General features: G+C 46.4%; 10 protein-coding genes. 9 read left to right on the top strand and 1 reads right to left on the bottom strand.

What is annotated here, in order from left to right; translation table 11 throughout:
* Entirely contained in the window at positions 1–1,311 is a 1,311-nt protein-coding gene (gene fadI / locus K0I62_RS07075) for an acetyl-CoA C-acyltransferase FadI (protein WP_220070770.1), read from the bottom strand.
* Between the two features lie 412 nt (positions 1,312–1,723).
* On the opposite strand from fadI, the gene K0I62_RS07070 reads away from it, so the two are divergent.
* The 9 genes from K0I62_RS07070 (at position 1,724) to putP (ending at position 11,743) form a co-directional block, all read left to right on the top strand.
* Positions 1,724–2,680 (top strand): AAA family ATPase, encoded by a 957-nt coding sequence (locus tag K0I62_RS07070; RefSeq protein ID WP_220070769.1) that lies wholly within the window; start codon positions 1,724–1,726, stop codon positions 2,678–2,680.
* Positions 2,680–3,609 carry a DUF58 domain-containing protein gene (locus K0I62_RS07065; protein WP_220070768.1) on the top strand — a complete coding sequence of 310 codons (930 nt, stop codon included), beginning with the start codon at positions 2,680–2,682 and terminating at the stop codon, positions 3,607–3,609. Before K0I62_RS07070 ends, K0I62_RS07065 begins: the two co-directional genes overlap by 1 nt.
* On the top strand, positions 3,610–4,113 hold the full coding sequence (locus K0I62_RS07060) for a DUF4381 domain-containing protein (protein ID WP_220070767.1): 504 nt from the start codon (positions 3,610–3,612) through the stop codon (positions 4,111–4,113).
* A complete protein-coding gene (locus K0I62_RS07055) occupies positions 4,101–5,105 on the top strand; it encodes a vWA domain-containing protein (RefSeq protein WP_220070766.1) in 1,005 nt (334 codons plus the stop codon). The genes K0I62_RS07060 and K0I62_RS07055 overlap by 13 nt, the downstream gene beginning before the upstream one ends.
* Positions 5,102–7,129: a vWA domain-containing protein gene (locus K0I62_RS07050; RefSeq protein WP_220070765.1), complete on the top strand. Its 2,028-nt coding sequence runs from the start codon at positions 5,102–5,104 to the stop codon at positions 7,127–7,129. Before K0I62_RS07055 ends, K0I62_RS07050 begins: the two co-directional genes overlap by 4 nt.
* Positions 7,123–8,805, top strand: coding sequence for a BatD family protein (locus K0I62_RS07045; RefSeq protein ID WP_220070764.1), 1,683 nt, complete (start codon positions 7,123–7,125; stop codon positions 8,803–8,805). Before K0I62_RS07050 ends, K0I62_RS07045 begins: the two co-directional genes overlap by 7 nt.
* Positions 8,806–8,891: 86 nt before the next feature.
* The gene (locus tag K0I62_RS07040; protein WP_220070763.1) at positions 8,892–9,455 is read left to right on the top strand and encodes a sigma-70 family RNA polymerase sigma factor; all 564 of its coding nucleotides are present in this window, start codon (positions 8,892–8,894) and stop codon (positions 9,453–9,455) included.
* Entirely contained in the window at positions 9,448–10,152 is a 705-nt protein-coding gene (locus K0I62_RS07035) for a DUF3379 domain-containing protein (protein ID WP_220070762.1), read from the top strand. Before K0I62_RS07040 ends, K0I62_RS07035 begins: the two co-directional genes overlap by 8 nt.
* 139 nt (positions 10,153–10,291) lie before the next feature.
* The gene (gene putP / locus K0I62_RS07030) at positions 10,292–11,743 is read left to right on the top strand and encodes a sodium/proline symporter PutP (protein WP_220070761.1); all 1,452 of its coding nucleotides are present in this window, start codon (positions 10,292–10,294) and stop codon (positions 11,741–11,743) included.
* The last annotated feature ends 347 nt before the right edge of the window (positions 11,744–12,090 follow it).

Genomic DNA, 12,090 nt, shown 5'->3' with positions numbered 1-12,090 from the left:
TCACTCCACTTCTACAATCATTGCTGCGCCAAGACCACCAGCCGCACAGGCCGTTGCCAACCCAGTACCACCACCGCGACGTTTAAGCTCACGACACACCTGAGTGATCAAACGTGTACCCGTTGCCGCAAACGGATGACCATAAGCAAGTGAGCCACCGAGTACATTGAATTTACTCATATCAATTTCGCCAATGGCGCGGTTACGACCGAGCTTTTCCTCTGCAAACTTTTTAGAAGCAAACATCTGCATATTGGCCAGTGTTTGGGCTGCGAACGCTTCGTGCATTTCAATCAGGGTTAAATCTTCAAGCTCCATTCCTGCGCGTTTTAGTGCAAGTGGCGTCGCGTACGATGGACCCATCAACATATCTTGCCATACATCAATGGCAGTAAACGCGTAACTCTTTATGTAACCAATCGGTTGATAACCCAAGGCCTTAGCACGGCTTTCACTCATTAGCAGCACCGCTGAAGCACCGTCAGTCAATGGCGTACTGTTAGCCGCAGTAACAGAGCCGTGTTTACGATCGAATGCAGGTCTCAATTTGGCATACGACTCGATAGATGAGTTTTCACGAATATTGTTATCACGATCGATAAAAGATTTATATGGAGGTACATGCGCTGTCATCACCTCCTCACGCAAATGCCCCGAATTCCAAGTATCAGTGGCTAAAGAGTGAGAGCGATGTGCGAGTGCATCTTGATCGGCGCGGCTGATATTGTAGGTCTTAGCCATCTGCTCTGCGGTTTGCCCCATAGATAACCCAGTTGAATATTCAGCAACCGCAGGTGGAACAGGTAACAAGTCTTTTAAACCTATGCGTCTAAAGATGGCGAACTTTTGACCAAAGCTGCGGGCCTTATTGAGATCAACCAGTGCATGAGCCAGCTTTTTCGACACGCCAATGGGCAATACCGATGATGAGTCCGCGCCACCCGCTATACCAATCTCAATATTTCCCGTCATGATAGATTCGGCGACATTCACCGTTGACTGAAAACTAGTAGCACAGGCACGAGTCACACTGTAAGCATCGGTCGCAACATTCATACCTGTACCAAGTACGATTTCCCGGGCAATATTAGGCGCTGCTGGCATCTGTACGACTTGGCCATACACCAACTGCTCAATCTCTTTAGGGTCAAGTTCAGAGCGAGATAGCAACTCATTGACCACCATTTTCCCCATATCCAATGCCGAAACACCATGAAATGCAGTGGCCTGCTTAGCAAAAGGGGTCCGAAGCCCCATCACAATCGCAATGCGATCGCCTTTTGCATTGGTTACTTGCTGTAAATCACTCATCTTTTGCCCTCTTTTTACACCTAATAAGCATTATGCTATTGGCGCAGTTATTATTGTTTCCTTACACTGCTGCCTCAAAAATCATCACTTAAGCAACAGGTCAGACCATCAAAGTGTGATCTGATTCTAACTTCTTATTTCGAAGTTTTAAACAGCTGTTTGGTTTTTACTGGTAAATTATCCAAAAAGATGTTGATTAACAATGTTTAATAAAAGCCAATTTATCCCCCTTAATCGGTTTAAATCCCCTATCAAGCATGCTAACTTATTTTGCTGATTTACATTTAGGATGAAGCTGCCACATTCATTCGCAGTGCATTACTGCCTTGAAATTAGCAAAACCGCCCCTATATGAATTCTTACCCTATTTCGCTGTCTACAGCTCACACTATTGATAAAACTGAGTAGCAACATGCCGTTAAGTCGATTTCATGCATTACGTGAATACCTAAACAAAGTCATTTTAGGTCAGCCCACTCTCACCGAAAACTTATTGATTGCATTAATAGCCGATGGTCATTTATTGGTTGAAGGCCCGCCAGGTTTAGCTAAGACTCGTGCGGTTAAAGCGCTAAGCGATGGCGTCGAAGGCGATTTCCATCGAATTCAGTTTACGCCCGATCTTCTACCTGCTGATTTAACGGGTACCGATATTTATCGCGCCCAGACCGCCACCTTCGAATTTGAAGCGGGTCCAATTTTCCATAACTTGATCTTGGCAGATGAGATCAACCGAGCACCGGCTAAAGTTCAGTCAGCCTTGCTCGAAGCGATGGCGGAAGGTCAAGTCACCGTAGGTAAGCATAGTTATCAATTACCTAAGCTGTTTTTAGTTATGGCAACCCAAAACCCGTTAGAAAACGAAGGGACTTATCCGCTACCTGAAGCGCAACTAGACCGTTTCTTAATGCATCTCAACTTGGATTACCCTAGTGCTGAAACTGAATTTGAGATCATGAGGCTCTCTCGCAATGAAGCCAAAGCACATGATCTGCCAAAAGTATCACCTATCGCTCAAGTAGAAGTGTTTGCAGCACGCGCCGAAGCGTTGGAGATCTACTTAGCAGAGCCGCTAGAACAATATATAGTCAACATCGTCATGGCGACGCGTCAACCTGAGCAATACAGCGATACCTTAGCCAGCTGGCTTGAGTATGGCGTTAGCCCTCGCGCCACCATCTCTATCGAACGATGCGCTCGAGCGCGGGCATGGTTAATGGAGCGAGACTACGTATCGCCAGAAGATATTCAAGCTGTGGTGCCTAACGTACTGCGTCATCGCCTGTTGCTCAGTTACCAAGCACAAGCTGAAGGCGTGAATGCCGACCAAGTGATCAACTATATTCTTAGCCAAGTTGCGGTGCCTTAATGTTAAGTAGTGAGTTACCACTCTTTGCCGATGGCGTATCACTCAATCAAAAAGAGTTACTCGCCTGTCAGAATATCGCCAGAGCACTACCACAACGACACACCAAAGCGCGTGCGGCACTAGCAGGTCATAGAGCCAGCACGATAAAGGGGCGTGGTATGGAGTTTGCGGAAGTCCGTCATTACCAGAGTGGTGATGATGTGCGCACCATTGATTGGCGCGTCACGGCACGAACCGGGAAAGCCCATACCAAACTTTTCGTTGAAGAGCGTGAGCGTCCGGTGCTGCTGTTGCTCGATTTAAGCCACAGCCTCTACTTTGGCTCAAGTTTGATGCTCCAAGCAGTACAAGCGGCGCATCTTGGCAGCACATTAGGGTGGAACGCGGTAGCAAATGGTGATCGATTAGGCGCCCTAATTGCTAGTGAGCAACAGCATATCGAGTTAAAACCTCGTAGCCGCCAAACCGCGATGTTGGCATTGATCTCGGCAATCCAGACTGTGCATCAACAACAGCTTGATGGTATCAATCAGCAACAACATGAGCCCGACCATCTATTTCGCGCATGCCAGCGCCTGCGCCGCATCGCAAAGCCGGGTTCGTTAATCTGGATCATCAGCGACGGCAGCCACTTCACGCCTAAATGTCTTGCACCATTAAGTGAATTGAAACGCCATTGTGATATTGGTGCATTCCTCATATCAGACCCATTAAGGCAAGGAGAGTTACCTCTGCCAGCACAATTTCAGCTACCAGTGAAAGATGGTAATAACGAGCTTATTTTGAATCGCAATAGTTATGATCGCTGGCTGGTAAGCCAACAAACCCAGCAACAAGACTTTATCAATATGATGAGCCAACTGAACGCCCAACCACGGGTAATAAGCGCCGCGATGCCACTAAACCAACAGATTGGAGCCTTAAGATAGATGCAAACGGCGAACAATCCCGCTTTAGCTGCGATGAAAGATATCCAACCACCAGAGCCCATCGGAGCATGGCCATTGGCATATGGTTACTGGCTGTTAATGGCTGTGATAATAGTGACGATAATCGCCTGCGCTTTTTGGCTAATAAAACGTCATCGACACAGCGCAGCTAAACGCGAAGCAATAGCTCAGTTAGATAGGTTAGATATACACCACAAGCAGCTGGCTATCGAAGTCAATGCCTTGCTTAAGCGAAGCGCGATGAGTTATACGCCAAGAGAAAACATCGCCTCACTCGATGGAGATAACTGGTACGCTTGGTTAAGGCAACAAGACCACAAGATGGACGAGACTCTCCCTAAATTGCTGGCTAAACGCTATCAAGCACAAGCGCTTACTACCGCGGAAGCCAAACAACTCAAAATTGCAGCGAAGCAGTGGCTTAATAACGCCCTACCGCTAGAACAAAATGGCACTGGTAAGGAGGTATTATGTTCACAATAGCGTGGGCTTGGTTACTCCTGTTATTGCCACTACCGCTAATATTTAAACGCGCCCAGACTGAGCAGGTTCAAGTGAGTGGTCATCTACAAATGCCTGGCGTTGCCGATTCTGGGGCCGTTGGTCACAGTAAAAGCTCACGGATAAGTCAAGTTCCACAATGGATCATATGGACACTATTAGTTTTTGCTGTCGCTCGTCCACTTTGGGTTGGTGACGTGATAGAGCTGCCTAGCAAAGGCCGCGACTTAATGCTCGCGGTTGATTTATCGGGCAGTATGCAGATTGAAGATATGGTATTAAATGATAAACCCATCGATCGTTTCACCATGGTTCAACACGTCATGAGCGATTTTATCGAACGGCGAAAAGGCGACAAATTAGGCCTAATTCTATTTGCCGATCATGCTTACCTGCAGGCCCCTTTGACTCAAGATCGACGCTCTGTCGCCCAATTTTTATCTGAAGCACAAATTGGCTTGGTCGGTAAACAGACGGCGATAGGCGAAGCGATTGCCCTTGGTGTAAAGCGCTTCGATAAAGCCGAGGAGAGTAATCGAGTATTGATTCTATTAACTGACGGCTCAAACAATTCAGGATCTATCTCTCCAGAACAAGCCGCAGCGATCGCAGCCAAGCGTGGCATCACCATCTATACCATAGGTGTTGGCGCAGATGTCATGGAAAGACGAACCCTGTTTGGCCGCGAGCGAGTCAACCCCTCAATGGATCTTGATGAGGCCCAGTTAACCAAGTTAGCAACCACAACCAACGGCCGTTACTTTCGTGCTCGTAATTCAGCCGAGTTAGACCAAATTTATCAAGAGATAGACAAACTCGAGCCGACCAATAGCGATCAGCTAACTTATCGTCCGCAATCGGAGTTATTTTATTATCCATTAGCCGCAGCGCTATTAATCAGTGTGTTGCAGATGCTATTACGTCTACCTTTTATTTCATCACGTTTGATTTTTAACAAACGGGGAGCATTATGATCCATTTTTTACGCCCCGAATGGCTGCTGGCACTAATACCACTGGCGTTAATGCTGTGGCAACTTCGCCGCAATGAACAGCAGCAATCGAGTTGGACTCGTTATATCGCCCCTCACCTTGCTAAAGTGTTGGTATCTACCCAAGCTCAGTCAAAAAAGAGTAACCTCAATGTCATTACTTTTAGCTGGTTAGTTGCCGTTATCGCCTTATCCGGCCCCGCGTTTACCAAACAAAGCTTACCCGTATTTGAGACCAATCAAGGACGGGTGATCGTCATGGATATGTCCTTGTCTATGTACGCGACCGATCTTGCGCCAAACCGATTAACTCAAGCCAAGTTTAAGGCGACCGACCTTATCAACAGTCTTACAGAAGGTGAAACTGGACTGGTTGCCTACGCAGGCGACGCCTTTACCATCAGCCCTCTCACTCGAGATATGTCAACACTGCTTAATTTATTACCCACTTTGTCACCACAAATTATGCCCGTTAGAGGCTCTAACCTCCCTGCTGCGCTGACCCAAGCTAAAAGCTTACTGGCTCAGGGGGGCCACCTTCGCGGCGATATTATTTTGCTCACAGATGGTGTAGCAACAGCACAAATTAATGAATCGATCCGTGTTCTTAGTGATAGTCAATATAGACTGTCTATTATTGCCCTTGGCAGTGCCCAAGGCGCACCAATCCGCCTCCCCGATGGACAGTTAATGCGCGATAATAGCGATCAAATTGTTGTCCCTAAAACCGATCACAATGAACTCTCCACAATCGCTAGCGCCAATGGCGGTAACCTCTACCCTTACCGAGCCGATGGTGGCGACCTTCGTGCGCTGAACCAATGGTTAGAGCAGAGTCAGTCAACTAAGGCATCTGATCTTGAAGGTGAAACCTGGCTTGACTTAGGTCCTTATATCGCACTGTTACTGCTATTACCCGCACTGATGAGTTTTAGGCATGCTATCGCCACATTGGCTTGCTTGATGTTAGTCGTCCCTCATACGCCCGCCTATGCCGATAGCTGGCAACATCCTTGGCAAACTGATGACCAACGAGCAATGGAAGCCTATAACCAACAAGATTATCAGCAGGCAGCCAAGCTATTTAGCGATCCCAACTGGCAGGCTGCAGCACACTATCGTAATGGTGATTATGAGCAAGCACTTGAACAATATGAAAAAGATAACTCTGCAACAGGCTTATACAACCAAGGTAATAGTTTGATGCAGTTGCAAGATTTAGACGGTGCAATTAAGCGGTATGAGCAAGCTATTGCCAAGAACCCTAGCTTAGCTGAAGCCAAAGATAATTTAGCGCTGGCAAAGCAGCTAAAACAGCAACAACAACAACAAAATAGCGCTGATCAAAACCAGCAATCTCAAGACAATCAAGACAATCAAGACAATCAAGACAATCAAGACAATCAACAGCAGCAAAATTCGAATCAACAGAATCAGCAACAAGACCCGTCGCAAGGCGGTGACGAGCAGCAGTCATCAAAAGAGCAGCATGGCGATCAGCAATCGGGAGAGCAACAAGGTCAAGATAGCCAATCATCGCAGCAAGGCTCGCAAGAGCAAACTCAAAATGAACAAAGCCAGCAACAAGATGGCACAAATGACGACAAAAATAGTCAGTCAGATGCAAATACCCAATCTGATGAAAATCAGCAATCAGATGGAACGCCGCAAGATAACGAAGCGCAAATGAGCGCCGATCCCGAGCAGCAAGAACAGCCGCGACAAGCGAGCGCTGAACAAGCGGCTAACGATGACTCACAGCCGCAAACCGAGCAATCTATGGCCGCAGCTCAAGCAGACACCGATGAAAATAATGCTTCTGAGTCTAAAGAGGACGTCCAGGCAATGACTAACGCCATTGCACCTGAAGATCTGCCTCCAGAAATGCAGCGTGCACTCACCGGCGTTATCGACGATCCGCAGGTGCTACTGCGCAACAAAATGCAACTTGAATACCAAAAACGACGTCGTCAGGGCGTGACTTCAAAGGACAGCGAACAGTGGTAATACGATATTTTTTGACTCTTTCTCTATTGGCGCTTTGCCTCTCAAACTCCGCTTATGCATTGACTAAGCTAGAGACCTCTGTCGATCGAAACCCTGCGATTGAGGGAGAGTATTTAGTGCTGACCATCAAAGCCGATGATGATGTCGATAACGGTAGCCTTGATACCTCAGGCCTGCTAAAAGATTTTATTGTCGGACGCACCAGCGTCAGCCGCAGCACTCAAATCATGAACTTTGATGCCAGTAAGGAAACCCGCTGGCAAATTTTACTCGCGCCCAAAAAGACAGGGACAGTTACCATCCCTTCACTCACGATCGACAATATCAGCTCAGCTCCCATTGCACTTCAGGTTGCCGCTTCGGGCAGTCAGCCGGAGCAAATGAAAAACTTGTTTATCCGCTCTAGCCTGTCAAGCGAAGAAGCCTACGTAGGTCAGTTAATTACTTATAAAGTTAAACTTTATCTTGCTGTCGAATTACAGCGAGGGGTATTAAGTGCACCAAATGTTGAAGGGGCTCAGCTTAAGCAATTAGGCGAAGACAGTGATACAACTGAAATTCTAGATGGCAGGCGTTACCGTGTTATCGAGCGAACCTACAGCATTATTGCCGATAAGCCCGGGACGCTATCACTCTCTGGTGCCAGTTTTTCTGGCGATGTGCTAGTTGAAGCTTCGCGCCGAGGGGGAATGTTCTCCTTTAATGAAAGCAGGCCGATGCAGGCCAAAGCCGCGCCAAATGAAATCACAATTTTACCTGTCCCAGAATCTTTCCGTGGTAAATGGTTAGTGAGCGATCTGGTCGTGTTAAAGGAGGATTGGCCTGAAAATAACGCGACGGCTAACAGTAACGGCAACAGTAAGGAAGAGAGTATTGAGGTAGGCACGCCTATCACTCGAAATATTAGCTTGCTAGCATCTAATACTGACGATGCTAGCTTGCCAGAAATCACGCTCCCCGTGCCAGATAGCTTTAAAAGCTACCCTGAAAAGCCACAACGCCAAACCTTTGTGCGCGAGAAACAAGTGGTATCTCAGCTAACACAAACAACGGCGATAGTTCCGACAAAAGCAGGGACATACACGCTCCCGGAAATTAGCATCCCGTGGTGGAACAGCCGTACTAAAAAGCAGGAATTTGCGACCTTACCGGCACGAACTGTCACTGTCGTAGCCTCTGCAAGTACACCGACTAATAGTGCCTTATCATCTCCCACCGCACCAACCGATATGACCAATAGCTCCGCTGGTGTTTGGCCCTATCTAACCGCTCTGTTTGCATTACTTTGGCTAGCCACCCTCATCCTTTGGCGTAAACAATATAACGCTTCTGCGGCTATCGTGGCTGAGCCGAAAGCAAATTTAGACAGTAAACCGGCAAAAATGAATGGATTAGCTCAACTAGAGTCGGTATGTAAAACCGCTGAAGCGGGACCAATAATCTTAGCCTTACAAGCGTATTTTAGCGAGCAATATGGCAAACCTATGGTCTTAAACGATATCGCGTCCCTAACGAGTGCACTGAGTAAAGCCGTCAACGACTTACAACGCAGCGCTTATGGTCAAAACAAGTTAAGTTTAGATCCCGTGGCACTAATGACTGCGGTGAAACAAGCCCCTTTAATACATGAGCAAACCGCTAAGAGCGCCCTAGCGCCACTAAACCCTAACGAGTAAGCTTGCTTCACATCATTATTAAGGGGTAACGTAAAGTTACCCCTTTTTGTTATCTTATCGACGTAATGGATCATCTCGAGTGAAAAATGTTTAGCCTTAAGCGAAATAAAAAACCGAGATCCTCGGTCAATAATGACATGCTAAGTAAACAACGACGATACGATAGCCTTGTCAGAGCACTTCATGCCGATCTGTTTCGTTACGCCTATTGGCTTTGTGGCGATAAACATATTGCTGAAGATATCACCCAAGAGACCTTTTTAAGGGCCTGGAAATCTTTAGAATCCCTAAAGGATGATAAGGCCGCTAAAGCGTGGTTAATTACCATTTTACGCCGAGAAAATGCGCGACGGTTTGAACGAAAACAGTTCGATTACTCCGATGTAGAACAGTCTGAGCTTGAAGATAATCAATCACCATCAAGTGACGATAAAGTGGAGCAGCATTTTATACATCGTCAAATAAGTAGGCTCGAAGTGGAATATCGAGAACCCCTCATTTTGCAGGTGATCGGCGGATTTAGCGGCGAAGAGATCGCCGACATTTTAGCGCTCAATCGAAATACGGTTATGACTCGCCTATTTAGAGCACGTAACCAACTCAAAGAATTACTTGATAACACGCAAACTAGGGGGCGCTCTAATGGATGAGCTCAAATTCCGCCGAGAGGCCTATGAAAATCCAAATAGTCACGATGTGGATTTTTTACAAGCCATGCGTGAATCTAAAGAACGTACAGCATTTGTGAATGACTTAAAGCGCTTAGATAATCAACTTGAATCGGCGTTAAAGATTGATGTCCCCGAAGGACTAGCAGCCAAACTATTGTTAAATCAACAATTACACCAACATCAAGTGCAACGCCGTAAAATGGGATTTACGCTAGCATTGGTCGCCTCAATTGCATTTGTCGCAGGCATCAGTTTTAGTTTGCTACGCCTAGGTCCTGTCGATCTCGGTCAACATGCATTAGCGCATGTTTATCATGAAAACGTCGCGATGCAGATGGAAGATGATATTAGTTTTGATACCATCAATACTCAGCTCGCCTCTATGGGCACCTTGCCTAATGCCCGTTTTACCGAACAACCAGGTCGTGTCCTGTTTAGCACCTATTGCGATTTTCAAGGAGTGAAGAGTATTCACTTAGTCATGCAGGGAGAAAAAGGTAAAGTCACCCTGTTTATCGTACCTGTAGAAGAGCGGATGATCTTGGAAGACGCTTTTGCCGACAATCGTTATCAAGGAATGGGGTTCGCCGCTGATAATGCGTATATGTTACTGGTTGCCGAGAATCGCACCGATCTTGACAATATAAAACACGAAATTAAGCAATCTTTCATCTAAGCTTGTCACAACCTGTGGCAATAGTATCTTTGCCACAGGTTAGAACTTCATCACAACCTCTAGATTTATTGAGATGGCGCTCAAACTTCTGCTAGCATAGCGAGCTTACACCAAATCATAACAATAAAACGGCTTAAGCATGACTATTGAATTACCGATTTTAATTACATTTTTCGGCTATCTCATCTTGATGATGGGTATTGGCCTTTGGGCATACAAAGCAACAGATTCTGTCGATGATTACATACTGGGCGGACGCTCAATGGGACCGGCAGTCACTGCGCTTAGCGTTGGCGCATCGGATATGTCTGGTTGGTTGTTACTTGGCTTACCGGGTGCGGTATACCTTGGTGGCTTAGGTGAAGCATGGATAGGTATAGGATTAGTATTTGGCGCATGGCTCAATTGGCTACTGGTTGCTAAACGTCTACGGATCTATACACAATTTACCGACAATGCCCTCACCTTACCTGACTTCTTTGAGAAACGTTTTGCCGATCATCAGGGAATTCTCAAACTCGTATCGGCTGTTACCATCTTAGTCTTTTTTACCTTTTATGCATCATCAGGCATGGTTGGCGGCGCCATCTTATTTGAAAAAGTCTTCGGCCTAGATTACACATTGGCACTTTTTATCGGCTCAACCATTATCGTGGCCTATACCTTCGTTGGTGGCTTTTTCGCGGTAAGTTGGACCGATTTTTTCCAGGGCTGTTTAATGCTAATTGCATTGCTCATTGTCCCTGTGGCCATTTTTAGCCAACCAGAAACACAAAATGGTATGCACGAACTGGATCCTGCGATGCTAGCAATGTTCAGTGAAAACACGACTGTGATAGGCTTAGCGTCGCTGCTCGCATGGGGGCTTGGCTATTTTGGCCAGCCACATATTTTGTCTCGTTTTATGGCAATCGGCAGCGTCGACGATCTAACGGTCTCAAGGCGTATCGCCATGAGCTGGATGATAGTTGCGCTTATCGGCGCCCTAGCTACAGGCCTCGCGGGCAGCCTCTATTTTGCAAGTAAGCCTATCGCGAACCCTGAAACCGTATTTATTCAGCTAGCACATGCCGCATTTAATCCTTGGATTGGTGGATTACTTATTGCCGCAATTTTGTCGGCAATAATGAGTACTATCGATTCTCAGCTACTGGTGTGCTCAAGTGTGATCACCGAAGATTTCTATAAAAAGTGGTTACGCCCTGAAGCAAGCAATAAAGAGTTAATGTTGGTCGGTCGTATTGGCGTACTCGCCATTGCCCTTATCTCAGGGATCATCGCGCTTAATCCAGAAAATAGTGTATTAGGGTTAGTTAGCTACGCGTGGGCAGGATTTGGCGCTGCGTTTGGCCCAGTGGTGTTGTTATCACTATTCTGGAGGCACTATAGCCGAAATGGCGCTGTGGCGACTATTCTCGTCGGTGCACTGACGGTTGTATTATGGAAACAAGCCACTGGCGGCATATTTGAGCTATACGAAATACTGCCCGGTTTTGTATTTGCCACTATAGCGGGAATACTCATTAGTCTCCTGTCGAAAACCAGCGAGGATATTACCGTTCAATTTGACGAATTCAGCCAAAAGCTTTAATTAAATTTGAACAAATAAAAACATTAACACACCAAAAAGCGTACACATGTACGCTTTTTTTATACTTTCATTTTTTTACTAAACTTAAGGCTGTTTACAAGTAATTAACCTTTGCATGTCTTGGCCACACCCCAGAAAACCTCAACCATAGGGCATACCAAGCGAATATCAATCAGCTGATCCAACCAGTTGTATTTCGCCCCACCACATTTAACATAAAAACAACAAAAAATGCAGTCTGGTCGGAGTTGTTGCTAAGTCGTCGCCCCCCTACTATGGCGCGACTAATAAATGGACCTCAATAGCTGCTATGCAGCAATAGAATTGAGGCCAGACACAATGAGAAA

This window comes from Shewanella psychrotolerans (assembly GCF_019457595.1).
Classification (GTDB): domain Bacteria; phylum Pseudomonadota; class Gammaproteobacteria; order Enterobacterales; family Shewanellaceae; genus Shewanella; species Shewanella psychrotolerans.
Note: the sequence above shows the minus strand (reverse complement) of the source record. Positions and strands in the feature narration are given on the sequence as shown.

Bases quoted from the DNA above. Each gene is read 5' to 3' on its own strand.
- fadI (WP_220070770.1), bottom strand. From the start codon at position 1,311: ATGAGTGATTTACAGCAAGTAACCAATGCAAAAGGCGATCGCATTGCG.
- K0I62_RS07070 (WP_220070769.1), top strand. From the start codon at position 1,724: ATGCCGTTAAGTCGATTTCATGCATTACGTGAATACCTAAACAAAGTC.
- K0I62_RS07065 (WP_220070768.1), top strand. From the start codon at position 2,680: ATGTTAAGTAGTGAGTTACCACTCTTTGCCGATGGCGTATCACTCAAT.
- K0I62_RS07060 (WP_220070767.1), top strand. From the start codon at position 3,610: ATGCAAACGGCGAACAATCCCGCTTTAGCTGCGATGAAAGATATCCAA.
- K0I62_RS07055 (WP_220070766.1), top strand. From the start codon at position 4,101: ATGTTCACAATAGCGTGGGCTTGGTTACTCCTGTTATTGCCACTACCG.
- K0I62_RS07050 (WP_220070765.1), top strand. From the start codon at position 5,102: ATGATCCATTTTTTACGCCCCGAATGGCTGCTGGCACTAATACCACTG.
- K0I62_RS07040 (WP_220070763.1), top strand. From the start codon at position 8,892: ATGTTTAGCCTTAAGCGAAATAAAAAACCGAGATCCTCGGTCAATAAT.
- K0I62_RS07035 (WP_220070762.1), top strand. From the start codon at position 9,448: ATGGATGAGCTCAAATTCCGCCGAGAGGCCTATGAAAATCCAAATAGT.
- putP (WP_220070761.1), top strand. From the start codon at position 10,292: ATGACTATTGAATTACCGATTTTAATTACATTTTTCGGCTATCTCATC.